This is a genomic window from Amycolatopsis jejuensis, assembly GCF_000717335.1.
GTDB classification, from domain to species: Bacteria; Actinomycetota; Actinomycetes; order Mycobacteriales; family Pseudonocardiaceae; genus Amycolatopsis; species Amycolatopsis jejuensis.
In genome coordinates this window covers 323,205-344,734 of sequence record NZ_JNYZ01000020.1, presented here as the reverse complement: position 1 = coordinate 344,734, position 21,530 = coordinate 323,205, and the positions used below count along the sequence as shown (strand labels likewise).

Below are 21,530 nucleotides of genomic sequence, written 5' to 3'. Positions count from 1 at the left end.
GCGGATGCGGTGGCGGTGGGATGCGGTGGCGACCGGATGTCGTGGCGGGCGGATGCGGTGGCGGTGGGATGCGGTGGCGGTGGGATGCGGTGGCGACCGGATGTCGTGGCGGGCGGATGCGGTGGCGACCGGATGTCGTGGCGAGCGGATGCGGTGGCGACCGGATCCCGTGGCTGCCGGATGCCGTGGCGGTGGCTCCTGGCCGTTGGTTGCGGGTCAACGGCGGCTCAGGTCGGCGTCTGGTGCCGCGGGCGGATCGGCTCGTGTCGTTGTGGAGCGGCGTGTCGGTTCTGGCGGGCTGGCTGTTGCGGCGGGCTGGCTGACCGCCGCGGTGCGCGGGCTGATACCGCCCGTGGACCGCGGGCGGCCGCCGATGCATCCCCGGCCCGTGCATCGCCACCCGGCGGTCCATTCCCGCCCAACGTCCATCCCATCCAGACGTTCAGCTGCCCAACCTGCCCAACCTGCCCAACCTGCCCAACCTGCCCAACCTGCCCAACCTGCCCAACCGCCCATCCGGCCCAAACAGCCATCCCACCCAAACGTTCTACCGCCTAACCAGCCCACCCACCCGTCCCACCCGGTCATCCATCCCCACCCACCTGCCCAACCGCCCATCCCGCCCAACCTCACCCAAACCACCCGACCTGCCACCCAAGGCGTGAACCGGCGCACCAAGACCGATCAAGCCGCCACCCCGCCCCCGCCTCACACCCCGCCGGAGCCATTCCCCCGATCCGGTGCCCACCCGGCTGAGCTGGCTTCTTAATCGATTCTTGACGTCTTCCGGCAGTGGTGGAAGTCTCGTCGGGGCAGTCCGGGGCAACGGCGCCCGCACGCTAGGGTTGCGCCGTGCCCGGAAGTCTTCCGGGGCGGGCGCCCGGGGAACCTTCCGCAGTGTCCAACCAGCGTCGGCAGCCCATGGAACCGGCCGGCGTGATCTACCCCAGAGGAGTGGCAGCAGTGACCGTTCGCGTAGGTGTCAACGGCTTCGGCCGCATCGGCCGCAACTTCTTCCGTGCCGTGAAGGCGAGTGGTCACGACATCGAGGTCGTCGCGTTCAACGACCTCGGCGACGTCGCCACCATGGCCCACCTGCTCAAGTACGACTCGATCCTCGGCCGCTACCCGGGCGAGGTCAGCGTCAGCGACGAGGGCATCGTCGTCGACGGCACCACCATCAAGGCCCTCGCCGAGCGTGACCCGGCCAACCTGCCCTGGGGCGACCTGGGCGTGGACGTCGTCGTCGAGTCCACCGGCTTCTTCACCAACGCCGACGCCGCCAAGGCGCACATCGCCGGTGGTGCGAAGAAGGTCATCATCTCCGCGCCCGCCAAGGGCGAGGACCTCACCGTGGTGCTCGGCGTCAACGACGACAAGTACGACGGCTCGCAGACGATCATCTCCAACGCCTCCTGCACCACCAACTGCCTCGGCCCGCTGGCCAAGGTCCTCAACGACGCCTTCGGCATCGAGCAGGGCCTCATGACCACGATCCACGCCTACACGCAGGACCAGAACCTGCAGGACGGCCCGCACAAGGACCTGCGCCGCGCCCGCGCCGCCGCGCTCAACGTGGTGCCCGCGTCCACCGGTGCGGCCAAGGCGATCGGCCTCGTGCTGCCGGAGCTGCTCGGCAAGCTCGACGGCTACGCGCTGCGCGTCCCGGTGCCCACCGGCTCGGCCACCGACCTCACCGTCACCCTCAAGAAGCCCGCCACGGTCGACGAGATCAACGCCGCCTACCAGGCCGCCGCCGACGGTCCGCTGGCCGGGATCCTGCGTTACTCCACCGACCCGATCGTGTCCTCGGACATCGTCACCGACCCGGCGTCGTGCATCTACGACTCGCCGCTCACCAAGGTGATCGGCAACCAGGTCAAGGTCGTCGGCTGGTACGACAACGAGTGGGGCTACTCCAACCGCCTCGCGGACCTGATCAAGCTCGTCGGGTCGAAGCTCTGAGAAGCACTGACCCGATGACTGTCCAGAACCTCGACGACCTGCTGGGCGAGGGAGTCCAGGACCGCTACGTGCTCGTGCGCAGCGACCTGAACGTCCCGCTCGACGGGTCGGTCATCACCGACGACGGCCGCGTCCGCGCCGCGCTTCCGACGCTCAAGAAGCTGTCGGAAGCCGGTGCGAAGGTGGTCGTCACCGCCCACCTCGGCCGTCCCAAGGGCGAGCCCGACCCGAAGTTCACGCTCGCGCCGGTCGCCAAGCGGCTGAGCGAGCTGCTCGGCACCGAGGTCCCGCTGGCCGGCGACCTCGTCGGCGACTCGGCCAAGGCGCTCACGGCCGGGCTCGCCGCGGGCGGCGTCGTGCTGCTGGAGAACGTGCGTTTCGACGCGCGTGAGACCAGCAAGGACGCCGTCGACCGCTCCGAGCTGGCCGCCGAGCTGGCCGCGCTCGTGCCGGGCGGGGCGTTCGTCTCCGACGGCTTCGGCGTGGTCCACCGCAAGCAGGCCTCGGTGTACGAGATCGCCGCGGTGCTCCCGGCGTACGCGGGCGGCCTCGTGCTGGCCGAGCTGGACGTGCTGAAGAAGCTCACCGACGACGTCCAGCGCCCGTACGTGGTCGCGCTCGGCGGTTCGAAGGTGTCCGACAAGCTCGGCGTCATCGCGAACCTGCTCACGAAGGTCGACCGGCTGCTCATCGGCGGCGGCATGGCGTACACGTTCCTCAAGGCCCAGGGCCACGAGGTCGGCACGTCGCTGCTGCAGGAGGACCAGCTCGACCAGGTCAAGGGCTTCCTCGCCGAAGCGGAGAAGCGCGGCGTCGAGCTCGTGCTGCCGGTCGACGTGCTCGCGGCCACCGGGTTCGCCGCCGACGCGGAGTACGCGGCCGTGGACATCACCGCGATCCCGGCCGACCGGATGGGCCTGGACATCGGCCCGCGCAGCTCCGAGCTGTTCGCGCAGAAGCTGGCCGACGCGGCCACTGTCTTCTGGAACGGCCCGATGGGCGTCTTCGAGTTCGACGCGTTCGCCGGCGGCACCCGCGCGGTGGCCGAGGCGCTGGTGAAGAGCGACGCGTTCACCGTGGTCGGCGGCGGTGACTCGGCGGCCGCGGTGCGGCAGCTGGGCCTGCCCGAGGACGGTTTCTCGCACATCTCCACCGGGGGCGGAGCCTCGCTGGAGTACCTGGAGGGCAAGGAGCTGCCCGGCGTGGCGGCGCTGGAGGGGAAGAACTAGTGGCACGCAAGCCCCTGGTGGCAGGCAACTGGAAGATGAACCTCAACCACCTCGAGGCCATCGCACTGGTGCAGAAGATCGCCTTCGCACTGCCGGAGAAGTACTACGCGAAGGTGGACGTCACGGTGCTGCCGCCGTTCACCGACCTCCGCAGCGTGCAGACGCTCGTCGACGCCGACAAGCTGCCGCTCACCTACGGTGCGCAGGACGTCTCGCCGCACGATTCCGGTGCTTACACCGGTGACGTGTCCGGGCCGATGCTGGCGAAGCTGGGCTGCAGCTTCGTCACCGTCGGGCACTCGGAACGGCGGGCGATCCACGGCGAGACCGACGAGCTGGTGAACAAGAAGGTCAAGGCCGCACTCAAGCACGGCATCACGCCGATCCTGTGCGTGGGCGAGGAGCTCGCGATCCGCGAGGCGGGCGAGCATCTGGCGCACACGCAGGCGCAGCTCGTCGAGGGGCTCAAGGGCCTCAAGACCGAGCAGGTGCAGGCAGTCGTCATCGCGTACGAGCCGGTGTGGGCGATCGGCACCGGCCGCGTCGCGACCCCGGCCGACGCCGAGGAGGTCTGCAAGGCCCTGCGCGGGACGTTGGCGGAGAAGTACGGCGACGAGGTCGCCACCGCGGTCCGGGTGCTGTACGGCGGCTCGGTGAAGGCCGGGAACGTCTCCGAGCTGGTCGCGGCCGACAACATCGACGGCGCGCTGGTCGGCGGGGCGAGCCTCGACGGCGACGAGTTCACCAAGCTCTGCGCGCTCGCGGCAGGTGGGCCGCTGCCCTGATCGTGGGCACTACCGGGTAGCCTGTGTATCCGGTCCGTCACTAGAGCAGTGGACGAGTCCAGGGGTACGGTGAAGATCAGCGGCCGTACCCCTGCATGCTCCGACAAGCACAGAGGATGACATGAAGCTGTTCCTGCAAATCCTGTTGATCGCCTCCAGCGTGCTGCTGGTGGTCGCTGTGCTGCTGCACCGCGGCCGGGGCGGCGGCCTGTCGTCCCTGTTCGGCGGGGGGATGCAGTCCAGCCTGGCGGGATCCAGCGTGGCCGAGAAGAACCTCGACCGGATCACGCTGCTCCTGGGCGCGATCTGGCTGATCAGCATCGTGGGCCTCGGCCTGCTGCTCAAGGTCTGACCGGAACTGTGATCGGCGTGCCTATTGGGGGGCGCGCCGCCGATTCCAACGGGTGAGGATTCATGGTTGGCGGTAACGCGATTCGCGGCACCCGCGTGGGTGCCGGTCCTTCGGGCGAATCGGAACGGGGTGAATCGGCGCCGCGGCGCCGGGTGTCGTATTGGTGCGCGAACGGGCACGAAGCTCGCCCTTCCTTCGCGATGGACGCGGAGATTCCCGATGAGTGGGACTGCCCGCGCTGCGGACTCCCGGGAGGGCAGGACGAGCAGAACCCGCCCGCCGCGCCCCGCACCGAGCCGTACAAGACGCACCTGGCCTACGTGAAGGAACGCCGCAGTGACGCCGACGGCGAGGCCATCCTCGCCGAGGCCCTCGAGCGCCTCCGCACGCGCCGCGAATTGATCTAGGCACGGCTTCCCTGGAACCACCGACCCCGCCCGTCGTCCGGGCGCGGGCCGGTGGTTTTTTCGCGTTCGGGAGGGCTGGTGGCGCTTGGGCGGGCGGTCTGGACCTTCGGAGGGGCGGGGAGCTCTGCGGGGCCGAGAGACGCGCGGAGCGGCGCCGCGGAGCTGGTTCTGGCTGGGAGGTGTCGGGGAGGTGTGAGGCGCGCTGCGGAGCTGGTCTGGAACTTCGAGGCGGTTGGTGCGGAGGGTTTGGGCCTGGCGCGAGCGGGGGAGGGGCTGGGTGGGTGAATCGGTGTCGCGGAGCTGGTCTGGACCTTTGTGCCGGTGGGGCAGTCGTGGAGTTCGGCGGGGCGGGTGGAGCGGCTGGGCGAGACGGTGCCGCGCAGCTGGTGCTGGCCGGGGAGGCAAGGTGCAGGTGTAACGGTGTCGCGGATCTGGTCTGGACCTATTCGGATGGGGATATTCCAGACGGAATGGCCCGGAGCTGACGGGTCGTCCCATCGGCCGGAAACCGCGGCCGTGCCGGGAAACCCTCAAGACCGGGAAAATCCCCGGAGGCCGGGAAACCCCCAAAGACCGCGGAGATCCCCGGACGCCGGGAAAAGTCCCTGGAAGCCGGGAGAATCCCTGGAGGCTGGGAAGGTCCCTGGAGGCCGCGGAGATCCCCAGCGGCCGGGAAATCCCCGGCGGCCAAGGGAAATACCCAAGAACAGTCAGCGATCCAGTGGATACCGAGCCCGCACGCGGAAGCCGCCGTCTTTTGTGCCGGAGGTTTCGAAGCTTCCGCCCAGGAGGCGGGCTCTCTCGGCCAGTCCGGTGAGTCCGTGGCCGCCTGACGGGAGCGCTTCGGCGGTGCGGCAGGCGCGGGCGTTTTCCACCTCGATGTCCAACGCGCCGCTCGTTGCGTGGATGCGGATGGTCGCCGTGGCGCCTGGGGCGTGTTTGTGGACGTTCGTCAGGCATTCCTGCACCGTGCGGTAGGCCGCGGCGGAGACCTTGCTCGGCAGGGTGTCCGGGAGGTGGTCGACGGTGAGCTGGACCGGGACGTCGGACGTGCGGATCAGGTGGTCCAGCTCGCCGATTCCGGGGCGTGGGCCGTCGTCTTCCGCGCCTGAGCGCAGGACGCTCACCAGTGAGCGCAGTTCCTCCAGCGTTCGCGTCGACAGCTGGCGGATGACCTGCGCCGTCTCCAGCGCCGGACCCTCCTTTGCTTGCGCCTGCAGTGCGCCGGCCTGCATGGCGATCAGCGTGATCTGGTGGGACACCACGTCGTGCATTTCGCGGGCCAGCCGTGCGCGTTCCTCGGCTCGGACGGCGTCTGCGTGGAAACGGCGTTCCCGGTCGCGGCTCGTCGCCAGTTCGCGGAGCTTCGCCGACACCTCGGCACGCGCCCCGACCAGCAGCGCGATCGCGATCGGCATGCCGGCGACCAGGACGCCGTAAATGCCGTCCAGTACGTGTTCGCGCCAGCTGAGCTCGGCGAACTCCGTCAGCGGCCACCGCACGAACCGGGAGGCGAACACCAGCGCCGCGCCGACCCACGTCTGCCAGCTCAGCTGCCTCCGGGTGGCGAGCATGCCGAGAGTGATCATCGACGCGAGCTGTGCCCAGCCTGCCAGGAACCCGGGCACCGCCACGAGCATGGCCAGGAACGGGAACCGCCGCCGCACCACGACCGCGAGGCAGGCGGCGGCCGACAGGTACAGCGAATAGGGCTGCGCTTTCGGCGGGACGACGAGCCAGACGTCCAACACCACCAGCAGCAGGACGACCGCTTCGACGGCGACCGTCGCGACGACCGGCTTGCGGAACACGGAGAACATCCCGGTCAGGCTGAACCGCCTGGCCCGGCGGGCGGTTCCGGTACCGGAGCCGCCCATCGAGATGCCTGGAATCGAGAGTCCCTGAGTGCTCATCGCGGCGACCCCATTCGTCTTGTGGACTTGATGATGAGATGCGCCGGCCACCCGATCGGGACGCGCGGCGGTGAACAAATGTGCGGATGCTAACGAGAACGTGTGTGTTGACAGTAAGTTTCGCCCATGGACGCTTTTCTGGTGTCCTGATCTCCGCAATTACTCCATGTGAGTGACTGGCTGACCAGTGGCATCACCATGTGTCGATCACATCACCTTACGTTCACCATACGGCGGTTCCCACATCCTGGTGAGCCGCTCTTCGGCGCAGTCGACGTTGCTCCGTTTGCCGGACCACTCGGACAGGGGAGACATCACCCGAGCGGGTGGGTCGTCGATCAGTGCAGCCGGTACGTTCCGGCGGCGGCGAACGCCTCGCCGATCGGCTTGATGAGCGACGTGACCCGGCGTGTTCCGGCCTCGCCGATCGGTGCCCACAGGGGCGCGCACCGTTCGTCGGTCTCCGTTTCGATGTCCTCACGGGCTTGTGCGCCCAGGTCGGTCAGGACGCCATCGGGGGTCAGCCAGCCGCGGGTGGCCAGGCGGTTCGTTGCCGCGGCCCATTCGTCGTCGGTCCACATCCGGGTCCGGCGGGCGAGCGGGACCGGCAGGCGGCCCGTCGCGGTGTGGAGGACCAGGCAGTCGCACGGTCCGAGGCGGTGGTCGGCAAGGACGGGAAGGTGCGCGTCGCCGCGCCATTCGCGGATCACGGTGATCTGCTGCCACAGGGCGACCAGCGGGTCCGCCGGGAGCGGGACCGCCGCGTTCGCTGCTGCCAAAGGCTTTCCGGCGTAGTCGGCGTTCGCGACGACCGGGTCCAGCAGCGATCGTGCCTCGGCGATCCGTTCGGCCGGGAGGTGGACCCCGACGCGGTCCATCGCGCGTTCCACTGACGTGAACCGGGCGGCTTGCCATTGCCCGGGCGGCGCGATGTCCCACGCCCCGGCCATGGTCTGGACCGCTCGCGGGCTGAAGTTGTAGAAGGTCGCGAGCACGACCTGCCACGGCACCGCGCCCATCGGAGCCGCCCGGAGGGCGAAGTAGGCGGGCGGGCGCTCGGGGACGCCCAGCCGGGCGGCTTCCTCCGCGGTTTCCGGGACCAGGTAGGTGAAGAGGTGTGCCGCGCTGATGGCGTCGGCTGCCTCGCGGACGGCGGTGACGGCGATGGTTCCAGGGTAATCGGTCATACATCGACGATAGCAAAGATAATCGATGATTTGTCAAATCGTCTATGATGGTGCCATGAAGCAGATGCTGTCCGAGCAGGTCTACGACCAGGTGCGGGACGCGATCATGCGCGGCGAGGTCGAACCGGGGCAGGCGCTCAAGCCGCAGGAGCTGGCGACGCGGTACGAGGTGAGCCTCGCGGTGGTGCGGGAGGCGCTGGTGCGGCTGGTCGGGGAGGGGCTGGCGGAACGGCTGACGAACCGTGGCTTCGCCGTGCCCGCGTTCGCCGACCGGCGGTGGCAGGAGATCATCGAGGCGCGCCGGACGGTCGAGCCTGCGGTGCTGCGGCTGTCGGTCACGCGCGGGGACCTGGAGTGGGAGACGCGGGTCCGCGCGGCCGGGCACCGGCTGGCGCGTACGCCGATGTATGCCCCGGAGGAGGGCACGTACTACTCAGCGGCGTGGGCCGAGGCGCATCGGATGTTCCACCGGACGCTGCTGGACGGGTGCGGGAACCCGGTCCTGCTGGAGACGTTCGACCGGATGTGGGTGGCCAGCGAGGTGGCGCGGCGGTGGTCGGTGCATCCGGCGCATCGGGTGGCCGAGGGGGAGGTGGTCGCCCGGCACCGCGAGCTGGAGGAAGGGGTGCTGGGACGGGATCCGGAGGTGGCGGCGGGGTTGCTGAAGGGGCATTTGGGGGAGACGGCGGCGTTGCTCACTAGTGGTGGCGTGGGTGGGCAGCACCCCGAAGCTTGATTGTGACGACGGTCTGGCTGGGCTTGTCAAGGCGGGAAAGATGCCTTGACAAGCCCAGCCAGACCGTGTGAGGGCTTCGGATCGGGGTGCAGGGCCAGGGCTGGGTGCTGGGTCCGGTGGGTGGCCGGGTCCGGCAAGGGCCTACTCAGCCGGTGGCTGGTAAACCTTGGTCAGCTTGCCTGCGGCATCGCGGTCCAGTAGCCAAAGGGTGCGGCGGTACCCGCGGGCGCCGCTGACCGGGATCTGGGTTTCCGGGGCTCCGGCCAGAGCCTGTGCGACGGCGTCGGCCTTGGCGGTGCCTGCGGTCATCAGCCAGACTTCCCTTGCCCGCCGGATCGCTGGCAGCGTAAGGGAAATCCGCGTCGCCGGGGGTTTGATGCAGTCTCGGACCGCTACCACCGAGCGCTCTTTCTCCTGCACCTCAGCGGTTTCCGGGAAGAGCGACGCGGTGTGGCCCTCGCCGCCGAGGCCCAGCAGCATGATGTCGAACTCCGGTACCTCGGCGCCGGGGCCTGCCGCGTCCGACAGCACCTTTGCATACGCCTCGGCTGCCGCGTCGACGTCGTTGCCGAATTCGCCGTCGGACGCGGGCATTGCGTGCACTCGCTCCGGCGCCAGCGGGACGTGGTCCAGCAGGGCCTCGCGCGCGCCCTTTTCGTTGCGCTCGTCCGAGTCTGCCGGGACGAAACGCTCGTCGCCCCAGTACAAATCCAGCCGGGACCAGTCGATGGCGTCGCGGGCACTCGACGCGCGCAGTTCCTCCAGCACGGCGATTCCGGTGCCGCCGCCGGTGAGGACCACCGACGCCGACCCGCGGGCTGCCTGCACGTCGACGATCCGGGTGACCAGCCGGGCTGCCGCGGCGGCCGCCAGCAGGTCCGGGTTCTCGTAGACGACCACCTCGGTCCGGCTCATGCCTTGCTCTTTTCCGTCGTCTTGCGAGCCGGAGAAGCAGCGATCTTGTGCAGACCGTGCAGCGCCGCCTCGTACACCTCGTCCGGGTCGAGCCTGCGCAGCTCCTCCACGAGACACTCCGGATTGCTGCGCCGCTGCAACGCGATCCGCCGCGTCGGCTGGCCCGGCTGGGTCAGCGTGCCGACCCGCCCGTCCGGCCGCGTCAGCTCCACCGCACCCGAGCGCCGCTCCAGTTTCACCGAGATGATGCCCTGCGCACTCGAACTCTTGACCCGGTGCACCGGCGCCTTCAGGTACTCCGCGAGCCAGCCCGCGAGCAGCTCGGTGGACGGCGAATCGGCCTCCCCGGTCACCGTCGCGCCGGTGATTTTCTCGTGCGGCGGCAGGTCCAGCGCCGACACCAGCTGTGCCCGCCAGCGGGTGAGCCGGGTCCAGGCCAGGTCGGTGTCACCCTCCACATAGGACTTCGCGCGCGTGGTGAGCGCCCGTACCGGGTTCTTCTCGGCCGCCGAATCGGTGATCCGCCGTTGTGCCAGCTGACCCAGTGGGTCCTCCGCGGGCGCCTTCGGGCCGATCCCGGGCCACCAGGTGACGATCGGCGCGTCCGGCAGCAGCAGCGGGACCACCGCGCTCTGCCCTTGCGCTGCCAGCGGACCGTACAGCCGCAGCACGATGACCTCGCTTGCACCGGCGTCACCGCCGACGCGGATCTGGCCGTCGATGCGCGGGGCGGCCGTGCGCGCGCCCTTCGCCACCACGATCACCCGCGACGGGTGCTCGCGGCTCGCGTCGTTCGCGGCCTCGATGGCCTCTTCGAGCTTGGCGTCGTCGTCCGCGACGATCACCAGCGTGAGCACGCGGCCCAGCGCGACCTGGCCGCCCTGCTCGCGGATCTCCACCAGTTTCTTGTTCAACGCCGACGTCGTGGTGGACGGCAGGTCGATGATCACGGACGCCTCCAGTGCCTGCCGGTCCGTTCCAGCATCTCGTCGGCCGACTTGGGACCCCAGCTACCCGGCGGATACTGCTCCGGCGCGGTCCCGAGTTTGGCCCAATGGTTGAGCACCGGGTCGAGGATTTCCCACGACAGCTCGACTTCCTCGTTCACCGGGAACAGCGACGGCTCGCCGAGGAGCACGTCCAGGATCAGCCGCTCGTACGCCTCCGGTGAGGATTCCGTGAACGCGTGGCCGTACCCGAAGTCCATCGTGACGTCGCGGACCTCCATCGTGGTCCCCGGCACCTTCGACCCGAACCGCAGCGTGATGCCCTCGTCCGGCTGCACGCGGATGACCAGCGCGTTCTGGCCCAGCTCCTCGGTGGAGGTGGAGTCGAACGGCAAGTGCGGCGCCCGCTTGAACACCACTGCGATCTCGGTGACCCGGCGGCCCAGCCGTTTGCCGGTGCGCAGGTAGAACGGCACCCCGGCCCAGCGGCGGTTCTGCACCTCCAGCGTCACCGCGGCGTACGTCTCCGTGCGCGAGTCCTTCGCGAAGCCCGCTTCCTGCAACAGGCCCGGCACCTTCGTTCCGCCCTGCCAGCCGCCGTCGTACTGCCCGCGCGCGGTGGTCTGGTCGAACGGCTTGACCGGCTGGGTCGCCGCCAGCACCTTCGCCTTCTCCGACCGCAGCGCCTTCGGCTCGAACGACAGCGGCTCGTCCATCGCGGTGAAGGCAAGCAGCTGGAGCAGGTGGTTCTGGATGACGTCGCGGGCGGCGCCGATCCCGTCGTAGTACCCCGCGCGGCCGCCGAGGCCGATGTCCTCGGCCATGGTGATCTGCACGTGGTCGATGAAGTTCGCGTTCCAGATCGGCTCGAAGAGCTGGTTCGCGAACCGCAGCGCCAGGATGTTCTGCACCGTCTCCTTGCCGAGGTAGTGGTCGATGCGGAACACCGACTCCTCGGGGAAGACGTCGTTCACGATCGCGTTCAGCTCGCGCGCGCTCTTCAGATCGTGGCCGAACGGCTTCTCGATCACCACGCGCCGCCACGTGTTCTCGTCCGCCTGCGCGAGGCCCGACCGCGCCAGCTGCTTCGTGACCACCGGGAACGCGCCGGGCGGGATCGAGAGGTAGAACGCGGTGTTGCCGCCGGTGCCGCGTTCCTCGTCGAGCTCGCGCACGGTCTGCGCGAGCCGGTCGAACGCGGCGTCGTCGTCGAAAGTGCCCTGCACGAACCGGATGCCCTCGGCGAGCCGGTTCCACACCGACTCCTTGAACGGCGTCCGCGCGTGGTCGCGGACCGAATCGTGCACCAGCTCGCCGAAGTCCTCGTGCTCCCAGTCCCGGCGAGCGAACCCGACCAGGGAGAACCCGGCGGGCAGCAGCCCGCGGTGCGCGAGGTCGTAGATGGCGGGCATCAGCTTCTTGCGCGCCAGGTCGCCGGTGACGCCGAAGATCACCAGGCTCGACGGTCCCGCGATCCGGGGCAGCCGCTTGTCCCGCTCGTCGCGGAGCGGGTTGCGCCAGGTCACCGGCCGGCCTCCTGCACTGCCCGCACGAGCTCGGCGAGCCCGGCGGCACGGTCGGTGAGGTGCAGCCGCAGTACCGGACGTCCGTGCTCGGCGAGCACCTGGCCGTCACCGAGCGCCTGCGCGTGCTGGAGCTGCCCCAGCGTGTACGGGCGGTCGGGCACCGCGAGATCGCTCTCGACCGCGCCGGTGATCTGCAGGAAGCTACCGTTCTGGTGGCCGCCCTTGTGGTACTGCCCGGTGGAATGCAGGAACCGCGGGCCCCAGCCGAAGGTGGTCTGCCGCCCGGTCCGCTTGGCGATTTCGCCGCGCAGCAAGGAGGTGGACGCGTCGTCGAGCCGGTCGAGGTACGCCTGCACGGCGAGGTACCCCTTGGCGTCGGCCGCTTCGAAGAACGCGCGCAGCACGTCGGCGAGCTTGCCTTCGGTGGAAACGCCGGCGCTGCCGAAGATTTCGACCGCACCGTCCACAGTGGCCGGTGCCTCGCCGCCCTTCAGCTTCTCCGGGTCATCCAGCAACGCCCGTGCGGCCTTCTTCGCGGCCTCGACGTCCGGCTGGTCGAACGGGTTGATCCCGAGCAGCCGCCCGACGAGCGCGGTTGCGTACTCCCACAAGAGGAACTGCGCACCCAGCGGCCCGGTGACCGAGATCTGCGCGGCCCCGGCCGGTGCACCGATCGCGACCGCCGTGGCGTCACTCCCGTGGTCGGCGAACCCGGGCGCTTCCGTGCTCTCGACCGCTACCGGCAGCAGGCCGGTGCCCAGCTTGCCGGTGGACTCCGCGATCAGCTGCTCGGCCCAGTCCGGGAAACCCTTGATCCCGGACCCGGTGTCGGCCAGCACGACCTTCTCCGCTCCAGCCTCGTGCGCGGCGCCCCAAGCTGCGGCCAGCTGGATGGCCGGGTTGTCCGGGGCGTCCGCGGCGAGCGTGTCCGCCACCGCAGCGGCCTGGTCGAGCAGCCGGGCGACGTCCGCGCCCGCCAGCCCGGCCGGGACGAGCCCGAACGCGGTGAGTGCCGAGTACCGGCCGCCGACGTGCGGGTCGGCGAGGAAGGTCTTGCGGTAGCCCTCCTTCTCCGCCAGCTCGGAGAACGGCGACCCGGGGTCGGTGACGACCACGATCCGCCGTGCCGCGTCGATCCCCGCGTCCGCGAACGCCTTGGCGAAGATCCGCCGGTGGCTGTCGGTCTCCACGGTGCCGCCGGACTTCGACGACACCACGATCACCGTGCGCTCGAGGTCACCCGCGAGCGCGTCGGCCACCTGGCCCGGGTCGGTGGTGTCGAGCACGGTGAGCGGGACTCCGGTGGTGGCCGTGATGACCTCCGGCGCGAGCGACGAACCGCCCATCCCGGCGAGCACCACCCGGTCCACGCCCTCGCTGCGCAGTTCCGCGCGCAGCGCCTCGATCTCCCCGATCAGCGGGCGCGACGACTTGTGCAAGGTCGTCCAGGACAGCCGGATCGACGCTTCGGGCTCGGCGTCCGAGCCCCACAGGGCAGGATCCTGCGCCGCGAGCCTGCCTGCCGCCCCGTCTGCCGCCAGCCGCTCGGCCAGCGGTGCCGCCTTGCCTGCCAGTTCGGCGTCGACGATCGCGACGCCGGTCTCGTCCCCTGTGGTCATGGTGTGCGGTTCAGCCCTTCGCCTTGTCCGATCGAGCGTTGTCCAGCTGCCCGGTGACCGTGTCCAGCAGCTCCTGCCAGGACTTCTCGAACTTCTCGACGCCCTCGGTCTCGAGCGTGACGAACACGTCCGGCACGTCGATGCCCGCCGCGCTCAGTTTGCCGAAGATCGCCTGCGCCCGCTCGCCGCGGCCGGTGACCGTGTCGCCGGACAGCTCCGCGTGGTCGGCGACCGCGTCCATGGTCTTCTCCGGCATCGTGTTCACGACGTCCTTGACCACGAGCTGGTCGACGTAGCGCGTGTCGGAGTACGCCGGGTCCTTCACGCCCGTGGAGGCCCACAGCGGACGCTGCGCGTTGGCTCCTGCCTCCGCGAGCGTCTTCCAGCGGTCCGTGGCGAACAGGTCCTCGAAAGCCGCGTACGCGAGCCACGCGTTGGCGATGGCCGCTTCGCCGAGCAGCGCCTTGGCCTCATCGGTGCCCAGCGCGTTCAGCCGCTTGTCGACCTCGGTGTCCACGCGCGACACGAAGAACGACGCGACCGAGTGGATGCCCTTGAGGTCGTGGCCGTTGGCCTTCGCCTGCTCCAGCCCGGCGAAGAACGCATCGATGACCGCCTTGTACCGCTCCACCGAGAAGATCAGCGTGACGTTGACGCTGATGCCCTCGGCCAGCGTCGCGGTGATCGCGGGCAGACCCTCTTCGGTGGCCGGGATCTTGATCATCACGTTCGGCCGGTCGACGGTCTTCCACAGGTCCTTGGCCTCGGCCACCGTCTTGTCGGTGTCCTTCGCCAGGCGCGGGTCCACCTCGATGGACACGCGGCCGTCGACGCCGTTGGTCGCGTTGTAGACGTCGCGGAACAGGTCCGCGGCGTTGCGCACGTCGGTGGTGGTGAGCTCCCGGACGGTGCCGTCCAGGTCCGCTCCGCGGTCGGCCAGCTCCTTCACCTGCGCGTCGTAGGCCTCACCGGCCGACAGCGCGTTGGCGAAGATCGTCGGGTTCGTGGTGACGCCGACGACGTGCTTGTCCCGGATGAGCCCGGCGAGGTTGCCCGAGTTCAGGCGGTCGCGGGAAAGGTCGTCCAGCCAGATCGAGACGCCTGCCTCGGAAAGCTGCTTGAGCCGATCAGTCATGATGATCCCCTTTCACTTCGTGTTCGCGAGCGAACGGCGGGCGGCGTCGACGACGGCCTCGGCGGTGAAGCCGAACTCACGGAACAGTGTGGCCGCGTCGGCCGAAGCGCCGTAGTGCTCGATCGAAACGTTCACCCCGGCGTCACCCGTGAACCGGTGCCACGGCATCGCGATCCCGGCCTCGACCGACACTCGCGCCTTCACCGACGGCGGCAGCACGGCGTCGCGGTACGACTGGTCCTGCGCGTCGAACCACTCGACACACGGCATCGACACGACGCTGGTGGGCACGCCGTCGGCTTCGAGCGTCTTACGAGCCTCGACGGCCAGCTGTACCTCGGAACCGGTCGCGATCAGGATGACCTCCGGCGCGCCGTTGGACGCCTCGGCCAGCACGTAGCCGCCCTTCTTGACGCCCTCGGCGTTCGTGCCTTCCAGCACCGGCACGTTCTGCCGGGTGAGCGCGAAACCGGACGGGTGGTGCACGTCCTCCAGGACGGCCTTCCACGCGTACGCGGTCTCGTTCGCGTCCGCCGGGCGGACCACGTTGAGGCCCGGGATCGCCCGCAGCGCCGCGACCTGCTCGATCGGCTGGTGCGTGGGACCGTCCTCGCCGAGACCGATGGAGTCGTGCGTCCACACGTAGATGACCGGCGCCTGCATCAGCGCGGCCAGCCGGACCGGCGGGCGCATGTAGTCGGAGAAGGTGAGGAAGGTGGCGCCGTACGGACGGGTGCCGCCGTGCAGCGCGATGCCGTTGAGGATCGAGCCCATCGCGTGCTCACGGATGCCGAAGTGCAGCGTGCGGCCGTACGGGTTGGTGCGCCACATGTCGGTGGCGGCCTTCTCCGGGCCGAACGAGTCCGCACCCTTCATGGTGGTGTTGTTGCTCTCCGCGAGGTCCGCGGACCCGCCCCACAGCTCGGGCAGCGGCTCGGCCAGCGCGTTCAGTACCTCGCCGGAAGCTTTGCGGGTGGCGACCCCCTTGGCGTCCGGCTCCCAGGTGGGCAGGTTGTCCGCGAAGCCCTCGGGCAGCTCGCGGGCGGCCAGCCGGTCGGCGAGCTTCTTGCGCTCCGGGTTCGCCGCGGCCCACGCGTCGAAGCGCTCCTGCCACTCGGCGCGCTCTTTCTTGCCGCGCTCCAGCAGCTCACGGGTGTGCGCGAGGACCTCGTCCTCCACCACGAAGTTCTGGTCCGGGTCGAAGCCGAGCGCCTTCTTGACCCCGGCGACCTCGTCTGCCCCGAGCGCGGCACCGTGCGCCTTGCCGGTGTTCATCTTGGTGGGCGCGGGGTAGCCGATGATGGTGCGCAGGACGATGATCGACGGGCGCTCGGTCTCGGCCTGCGCGGCCTTGATGGCCTCCTCGATCGCGACGACGTCCTCGCCGCCCTCGACGGTCTGCACGTGCCAGCCGTACGCCTCGTACCGCTTCGCGACGTCCTCGGACAGCGCGATGTTGGTGTCGTCCTCGATCGAGATCTTGTTGTCGTCGTAGAAGAGGATCAGGTTGCCGAGCTCCTGGCGGCCCGCGATGGACGACGCCTCCGACGTGACGCCCTCCTCGATGTCCCCATCGGAGGCGATCACGTAGATCCGGTGGTCGAAGATGCTCTCGCCGGGCGCGGCGTCCGGGTCGAGCAGGCCGCGCTCGCGGCGGGCGGCCATCGCCATGCCGACCGCGTTCGCCAGTCCCTGCCCGAGCGGGCCGGTGGTGGTCTCGACGCCCTTGGTGTGCCGGTACTCCGGGTGGCCGGGGGTCTTCGAACCCCAGCGGCGCAGCTGCTCGAGGTCTTCCAGCTCGAGGCCGAACCCGGCGAGGAAGAGCTGGATGTACAGCGTCAGGCTGGAGTGCCCGGCGGACAGCACGAACCGGTCGCGGGCGGGCCACTCCGGGTCGGCCGGGTCGTGCCGCATGGTGCGCTGGAACAGGGTGTACGCCAGCGGGGCCAGGCTCATCGCGGTGCCCGGATGCCCGCTGCCGCAGTGCTCGACGGCGTCCGCGGCCAGTACGCGGGCGGTGTCGACGGCGCGGGTGTCGGTGTCGGTCCAGTCGGCCGGGACGTTCCGGCGGAGCAAGGGGCTGGTCTCGCTGCGAGAGATTTCGGACACTGAAATCGAACTCCTGCGTCGGTGAAGTGGTGGCTGGTTTCCCTGTGGTTTGCCCGTGTGCGCCGTCAGTGATCTCAATCGATCCCGAAGGCACGATATTCCAGCTGACGGCACTGTGCAGGCAGACCTCGGGGCCCGTCGGCTGCAGCCTAGTGTGTGCACTCGTGCGGGTGGCGTGATCCTGCCCGCTCGGTGCGCGCGCGGGACGTGACCGAGGAAACAGTGCCTGGCGTGTCCCGGACCCGCAGGCAGTCGCCGCGGATGCCACGGCTACCATCGATCCCGGGCCAGGCACGGAAGTTTCCCCGGAGCACCACCTCTCTTCCGGGCCGCAGCCCACGGACTGACTCAGGGAGTGAAATGTCGTTGGTGAACGCTGCGCACGGACGCAGTGAGGACACCAGCGCCGTACCCCCCGACGGTGGACGACCGCGCGGGGCCCGGCGAAGCTTCCGCCAGGTGGTCGGCGCCTACGCCGCCCTCGCCAAACCGCGCGTGATCGAGCTCCTCCTGGTCACCACGATCCCGGCGATGTTCCTCGCCGGGCGCGAGGTGCCCGCCCCGTGGCTGGTCGTGGCCACGCTGCTGGGCGGCACGATGGCCGCGGGCAGCGCGAACGCGCTCAACTGCGTGATCGACGCCGACATCGACAAGGTGATGAACCGCACCAAGCGGCGTCCGCTGGTGAAGGACTCGGTGCCGCGGCGCAACGCGCTGATCTTCGGCCTCGTGCTCGGTGCCGCGTCGTTCGTGATGCTGTACTTCACGGTCAACCTGCTGTCGGCGATCCTCGCGATCGCGACGATCCTGTTCTACATCTTCGTGTACACCCTCGGCCTCAAGCGGCGGACGTCGCAGAACGTGGTCTGGGGCGGCGCGGCGGGCTGCATGCCGGTGGTGATCGGCTGGGCGGCGGTCACCGGCACCGTGGAGTGGCCCGCGTTCGTGATGTTCGGCGTGATCTTCTTCTGGACCCCGCCGCACACCTGGGCACTCGGCATGAAGTACCGCGACGACTACGAGCGCGCCGGGGTCCCGATGCTGCCGGTCGTGGCGACGGCCGAGCACGTGGCGCGCCAGATCGTCATCTACTCGTGGGTGATGGTCGCCTGGACGCTGCTGCTGCTCCCGGTCACCAGCTGGCTGTACGGCACCTTCGCGATCCTCGCGGGCGGCTGGTTCCTCTTCTACGCGCACCGGCTGCAGGCCGCCGTGCACCGTGGCGTGGAAACCAAGCCGATGGCGCTGTTCCACCGGTCGAACACGTACCTGATGATCGTGTTCGTCGCGCTGGCGGTCGACTCGGCGATCGGGCTGCCGGTCCTCGGCCTGCCGTTCTGATCCCTGCCGGTGCCTCCCGAACTGGACTACGACGCTGAACTGCGCCGTGAACAGGGATATGTCGACACGCTGTACGCGAAACTCGACTCCGAACGGGTGCAGACCCAGCGCCGCCTCGACGAAACCCTGCAGCTCACCGGTGGCACGCCGCAGGCGCGCGCCGAACGCGACGCCGCCACCACGCTGCACAGCGACCGGCTCGCGCAGCTCGGGTCGGTGGAGCAGGGGTTGTGCTTCGGGCGGCTGGATTTCGTGCCCGGCAGCGACGAGGAGATCGCGTACATCGGGCGGCTCGGGCTGTTCGACGAGGACGACGAGTACCGTCCGCTGCTGATCGACTGGCGCGCGCCGGTCGCGCGGCCGTTCTACCTGGCCACGGCCGCGTCGCCGGACGGCGTGCGCCGTCGCCGGCATCTGCGGTCGCTGAGCCGCCGGGTCACCGGGTTCGACGACGAGATCCTCGACCTCACCGCTGCCGACCAGGGCCAGGACCTCGGGCTGGCCGGGGAAGCGGCACTGCTGGCGGCCTTGGAACGGCGGCGGACCGGCGAGATGGGCGACATCGTCGCCACCATCCAGGCCGAACAGGACCGGATCATCCGTGCCCCGCTCGGTGGCGTGCTGGTGGTGCAGGGCGCGCCGGGTACCGGCAAAACTGCTGTTGCGCTGCACCGGGCCGCGTATCTGCTGTACACCCACCGCCAGCAGCTCACCACACGCGGCGTGCTCGTGGTCGGTCCGAACTCGACGTTCCTGCGCTACATCGGCCAGGTGCTGCCTTCGCTCGGCGAGACCGGCGTGCTGCTCGCGACCATCGGGCAGCTCTGGCCGGGCCTGGACGCCGACGGGGTCGACTCACCGGAGGCGGCCGAGGTCAAGGGCCGGTTGGTGATGGCCGACGTGCTCGCGCAGGCGGTGCGCGACCGGCAGCGGGTACCCGATCCGGTGCTGGAGATTTCGCACGAACGCGAGATTTTGAAGCTCGACCGGAAGACGTGCACGCAGGCCCGCACTCGGGCACGGCGTTCGCGACGGCCGCACAACCTGGCGCGGCGGCTGTTCGTGTCCGACCTCCTCGACGCGCTCACCCGGCAGGCCGCCCGCGCGCTGGGAGAAGACCTGCTCGACGCGCAGGACGTCCAGGACATTCGTGCCGAGCTGACGGCGAGCCCGGCGGTCGCGGCTGCGGTGCAGGAGCTGTGGCCGAAACTGACCCCGGCGGGGCTCTTGGACGACCTGTTCGCCGACCGCGAACACCTCGACCGCGCGGCCGGTGAGCTGCTGTCCGAGGCTGATCGGAAGCATCTGGAGAGCGGCCGCGACGCGAAATGGACCCCCGCCGACGTGCCCCTGCTCGACGAGCTGGCCGAGCTGCTGGGTACCGACGACACCGAGGAACAGGCCGACCTGGCCCGCCGGGACCGGGTCGAGCGGGCGTATGCCGAGGGCGTGCTGCACATCCTCGAACAGGACGAGGAAATCCAGGACGAGGAAATCCTGCGGGTGTCCGACGTGCTGGACGCGGAGCTGTTCGCCGAACGGCAGCAAGCGCGTAGCGAGCTCACCGCTGCGCAGCGGGCTGCGCAGGACCGGACGTGGACGTTCGGGCACGTGATCGTGGACGAGGCACAGGAACTGTCCGCGATGGACTGGCGGCTGCTGATGCGCCGCACGCCGAACCGGTCGATGACCTTGGTCGGCGACGTCGCGCAGACCGGGACGGCCGGGGGAGCGCGCACGTGGGACGAGGTGCTGTCGCCGTACGTCGCCGACCGCTGGCGCCTGGAGGAGCTGACGGTGAACTACCGGACCCCGGCTGAGATCATGACGGTCGCGGCGGGCGTCCTGGCGGAACTCGACGTGGACCTGACCGCGCCTGCTTCGGTGCGCGAGACCGGGGTACCGCCGTGGGGCCGGTTTGTGTCTTCGCTCGCTGAGCTGCCTGCCTTGGTACGCGCTGAACTGTCCACTGTGGATGGTGGGACGGTGGCGGTGCTCGTGCCGTCCGCCCGGCTGGCCGAGGTCGCGGAGCTGCTCGGCGAGCACGAACGGCTGAGCGTGCTGACCGTCGACCGCGCGAAGGGGCTGGAGTTCGACGCGGTCGTGCTGGTGTCGCCGGACGAGATCGTGGCGGGCTCGCCGCGGGGCCTCAACGACCTGTACGTGGCCTTGACCCGCGCGACCCAGCGGCTGGGCGTGATCCGGACCGGCCCGCCGGTCGCCGCTTTGCGCGGGCTCGGCTGAGGGTCAAGTCCGTGAAGGGAACCATCACGGACTCAGATTCCCTCATGGTTCCCTTCACGGACTCAGATTCCGTGAAGGTGGCCTTCACGGACCCGGTCACGGGAGCAGCAGCAGTTTTCCGGTGGTCCGGCGGCCCTGCAGGTCTTCGTGCGCCTGACGGGCGTCGGCGAGCGGGTACCGGCCGCCGATGCGCACGTCGAGGGAACCGTCCTGCACAGCGGCGAACAGCTCGCCCGCGCGCCACTCCAGCTCGTCGCGGGTGCGGAGGTAATGCCAGAGTGAGGGGCGGGTCAGGTAGAGCGAGCCGCCGGAGTTGAGGCGTTGCGGGTCCAGCGGCGGGACCGGGCCGCTCGCCGCGCCGAACAACGCCAGCGTGCCGCGGATCTTCAGGCTCGCGAGACTGCCGTCGATGGTGTCCTTGCCGACGCCGTCGTAGACCGCAGCTACCCCCTGACCATCGGTGAGGTCGCGGGTGGCGGCGGCGAAATCGTCGTACCCGAGCACGTGGTCCGCACCGGCGCCGCGGGCGAGCTCGGCCTTTTCGTCGGTGGACACCGTGCACAGGACACGGGCACCACGGGACTTCGCCAGCTGCACCAGGAGCAAACCGACGCCGCCCGCTGCCGCGTGCACGAGGATGTCGTCGCCCGGCTGCACTTCGTAGGTGGAGCGCACCAGGTAATGCGCCGTGAGGCCCTGCAGCAACACAGCCGCGGCGATCTCGTCGGACACGCCGTCGGGCACCTTCACCGCACTGCCTGCGGGAACCACCGCGCGCTGGGCGTAGCTGCCCATGACGCCCTGCCACGCGATCCGGTCACCCGGCGCGAAAGCCGTGACGCCGTCGCCGACCGCGGTGACCGTGCCCGCGCCTTCCTGGCCGAGGACGAACGGGAGGTCCAGCGGATAGATGCCCTGACGCTGGTAGGTGTCGATGTAGTTCACCCCCGCGGCGGCGACGTCGACCGCGAGCTCGCCCGCGCCGGGCGGTCCGGGCTCGACGTCCGCGAGCTCCAGTACCTCCGGGCCGCCGGTCCGGCTGACCTGCACTGCGGTCGGCATGCGTCCTCCTCGAAGGGTGCGGGATCCGCATCCACTATGGCCGAGGACACGTCGGACC

The 21,530-nt window shown here is 70.0% G+C and carries 17 protein-coding genes; 8 read left to right on the top strand and 9 right to left on the bottom strand.

The annotated features are described in order from the left end of the window. The first annotated feature begins 963 nt into the window (after window positions 1-963). The 5 genes from gap to OO71_RS27605 all read left to right on the top strand — a co-directional run bounded on the left by gap (window position 964) and on the right by OO71_RS27605 (window position 4,738). On the top strand, window positions 964-1,965 hold the full coding sequence (gene gap / locus OO71_RS27625) for a type I glyceraldehyde-3-phosphate dehydrogenase (RefSeq protein ID WP_033292764.1): 1,002 nt from the start codon (window positions 964-966) through the stop codon (window positions 1,963-1,965). A gap of 14 nt (window positions 1,966-1,979) precedes the next feature. Then, entirely contained in the window at window positions 1,980-3,194 is a 1,215-nt protein-coding gene (locus OO71_RS27620) for a phosphoglycerate kinase (RefSeq protein ID WP_033292763.1), read from the top strand. Continuing rightward, a complete protein-coding gene (tpiA, locus tag OO71_RS27615) occupies window positions 3,194-3,979 on the top strand; it encodes a triose-phosphate isomerase (RefSeq protein WP_033292762.1) in 786 nt (261 codons plus the stop codon). Before OO71_RS27620 ends, tpiA begins: the two co-directional genes overlap by 1 nt. Before the next feature lie 121 nt (window positions 3,980-4,100). Next, window positions 4,101-4,331 carry a preprotein translocase subunit SecG gene (gene secG / locus OO71_RS27610; RefSeq protein ID WP_033292761.1) on the top strand — a complete coding sequence of 77 codons (231 nt, stop codon included), beginning with the start codon at window positions 4,101-4,103 and terminating at the stop codon, window positions 4,329-4,331. 62 nt (window positions 4,332-4,393) lie between these two features. Beyond that, complete coding sequence (locus OO71_RS27605) at window positions 4,394-4,738, top strand: RNA polymerase-binding protein RbpA (protein WP_033292760.1); 345 nt, start codon at window positions 4,394-4,396, stop codon at window positions 4,736-4,738. Window positions 4,739-5,448: 710 nt separating this feature from the next. On the opposite strand, the gene OO71_RS27600 is transcribed toward OO71_RS27605, so the two are convergent. Together OO71_RS27600 and OO71_RS27595 are read right to left on the bottom strand one after the other, a co-directional pair. Further along, window positions 5,449-6,651 carry a sensor histidine kinase gene (locus OO71_RS27600; protein WP_162186113.1) on the bottom strand — a complete coding sequence of 401 codons (1,203 nt, stop codon included), beginning with the start codon at window positions 6,649-6,651 and terminating at the stop codon, window positions 5,449-5,451. Window positions 6,652-6,989: 338 nt separating this feature from the next. Then, window positions 6,990-7,838 carry an SCO6745 family protein gene (locus OO71_RS27595; protein WP_033292759.1) on the bottom strand — a complete coding sequence of 283 codons (849 nt, stop codon included), beginning with the start codon at window positions 7,836-7,838 and terminating at the stop codon, window positions 6,990-6,992. Window positions 7,839-7,902: 64 nt separating this feature from the next. Between OO71_RS27595 and OO71_RS27590 the strand changes: the two genes are divergently transcribed. Beyond that, window positions 7,903-8,574: a GntR family transcriptional regulator gene (locus tag OO71_RS27590; RefSeq protein WP_211260617.1), complete on the top strand. Its 672-nt coding sequence runs from the start codon at window positions 7,903-7,905 to the stop codon at window positions 8,572-8,574. A 141-nt stretch (window positions 8,575-8,715) separates the two neighbouring features. Here the strand turns inward: OO71_RS27590 and pgl are convergent, their stop codons facing one another. The 6 genes from pgl to tkt are packed head-to-tail and all read right to left on the bottom strand — an operon-like array spanning window position 8,716 to window position 16,825. Continuing rightward, on the bottom strand, window positions 8,716-9,489 hold the full coding sequence (gene pgl, locus OO71_RS27585) for a 6-phosphogluconolactonase (RefSeq protein ID WP_033292757.1): 774 nt from the start codon (window positions 9,487-9,489) through the stop codon (window positions 8,716-8,718). Further along, window positions 9,486-10,439 (bottom strand): glucose-6-phosphate dehydrogenase assembly protein OpcA, encoded by a 954-nt coding sequence (gene opcA / locus OO71_RS27580; RefSeq protein ID WP_033292756.1) that lies wholly within the window; start codon window positions 10,437-10,439, stop codon window positions 9,486-9,488. Before opcA ends, pgl begins: the two co-directional genes overlap by 4 nt. Continuing rightward, entirely contained in the window at window positions 10,436-11,962 is a 1,527-nt protein-coding gene (gene zwf / locus OO71_RS27575; RefSeq protein ID WP_033292755.1) for a glucose-6-phosphate dehydrogenase, read from the bottom strand. Before zwf ends, opcA begins: the two co-directional genes overlap by 4 nt. Then, on the bottom strand, window positions 11,959-13,581 hold the full coding sequence (locus OO71_RS27570) for a glucose-6-phosphate isomerase (RefSeq protein ID WP_033292754.1): 1,623 nt from the start codon (window positions 13,579-13,581) through the stop codon (window positions 11,959-11,961). Before OO71_RS27570 ends, zwf begins: the two co-directional genes overlap by 4 nt. Before the next feature lie 10 nt (window positions 13,582-13,591). Beyond that, window positions 13,592-14,716: a transaldolase gene (tal, locus tag OO71_RS27565; RefSeq protein WP_033292753.1), complete on the bottom strand. Its 1,125-nt coding sequence runs from the start codon at window positions 14,714-14,716 to the stop codon at window positions 13,592-13,594. Between the two features lie 12 nt (window positions 14,717-14,728). After that, the gene (tkt, locus tag OO71_RS27560; RefSeq protein ID WP_033292752.1) at window positions 14,729-16,825 is read right to left on the bottom strand and encodes a transketolase; all 2,097 of its coding nucleotides are present in this window, start codon (window positions 16,823-16,825) and stop codon (window positions 14,729-14,731) included. Between the two features lie 360 nt (window positions 16,826-17,185). On the opposite strand from tkt, the gene OO71_RS27555 reads away from it, so the two are divergent. Then, on the top strand, window positions 17,186-18,166 hold the full coding sequence (locus tag OO71_RS27555; protein ID WP_033292751.1) for a heme o synthase: 981 nt from the start codon (window positions 17,186-17,188) through the stop codon (window positions 18,164-18,166). Window positions 18,167-18,175: 9 nt separating this feature from the next. Further along, window positions 18,176-20,410: a HelD family protein gene (locus OO71_RS27550; protein WP_033292750.1), complete on the top strand. Its 2,235-nt coding sequence runs from the start codon at window positions 18,176-18,178 to the stop codon at window positions 20,408-20,410. 96 nt (window positions 20,411-20,506) lie between these two features. On the opposite strand, the gene OO71_RS27545 is transcribed toward OO71_RS27550, so the two are convergent. Then, window positions 20,507-21,472 carry a quinone oxidoreductase family protein gene (locus OO71_RS27545; protein ID WP_033292749.1) on the bottom strand — a complete coding sequence of 322 codons (966 nt, stop codon included), beginning with the start codon at window positions 21,470-21,472 and terminating at the stop codon, window positions 20,507-20,509. Window positions 21,473-21,530 lie beyond the last annotated feature (58 nt).

Coding starts and splice junctions, on each gene's coding strand:
- OO71_RS27620 (WP_033292763.1), top strand. CDS start 1,980: ATGACTGTCCAGAACCTCGACGACCTGCTGGGCGAGGGAGTCCAGGAC.
- OO71_RS27605 (WP_033292760.1), top strand. CDS start 4,394: ATGGTTGGCGGTAACGCGATTCGCGGCACCCGCGTGGGTGCCGGTCCT.
- OO71_RS27595 (WP_033292759.1), bottom strand. CDS start 7,838: ATGACCGATTACCCTGGAACCATCGCCGTCACCGCCGTCCGCGAGGCA.
- pgl (WP_033292757.1), bottom strand. CDS start 9,489: ATGAGCCGGACCGAGGTGGTCGTCTACGAGAACCCGGACCTGCTGGCG.
- OO71_RS27590 (WP_211260617.1), top strand. CDS start 7,903: ATGCTGTCCGAGCAGGTCTACGACCAGGTGCGGGACGCGATCATGCGC.
- secG (WP_033292761.1), top strand. CDS start 4,101: ATGAAGCTGTTCCTGCAAATCCTGTTGATCGCCTCCAGCGTGCTGCTG.
- OO71_RS27600 (WP_162186113.1), bottom strand. CDS start 6,651: ATGAGCACTCAGGGACTCTCGATTCCAGGCATCTCGATGGGCGGCTCC.
- OO71_RS27570 (WP_033292754.1), bottom strand. CDS start 13,581: ATGACCACAGGGGACGAGACCGGCGTCGCGATCGTCGACGCCGAACTG.
- OO71_RS27555 (WP_033292751.1), top strand. CDS start 17,186: ATGTCGTTGGTGAACGCTGCGCACGGACGCAGTGAGGACACCAGCGCC.
- tal (WP_033292753.1), bottom strand. CDS start 14,716: ATGACTGATCGGCTCAAGCAGCTTTCCGAGGCAGGCGTCTCGATCTGG.
- OO71_RS27545 (WP_033292749.1), bottom strand. CDS start 21,472: ATGCCGACCGCAGTGCAGGTCAGCCGGACCGGCGGCCCGGAGGTACTG.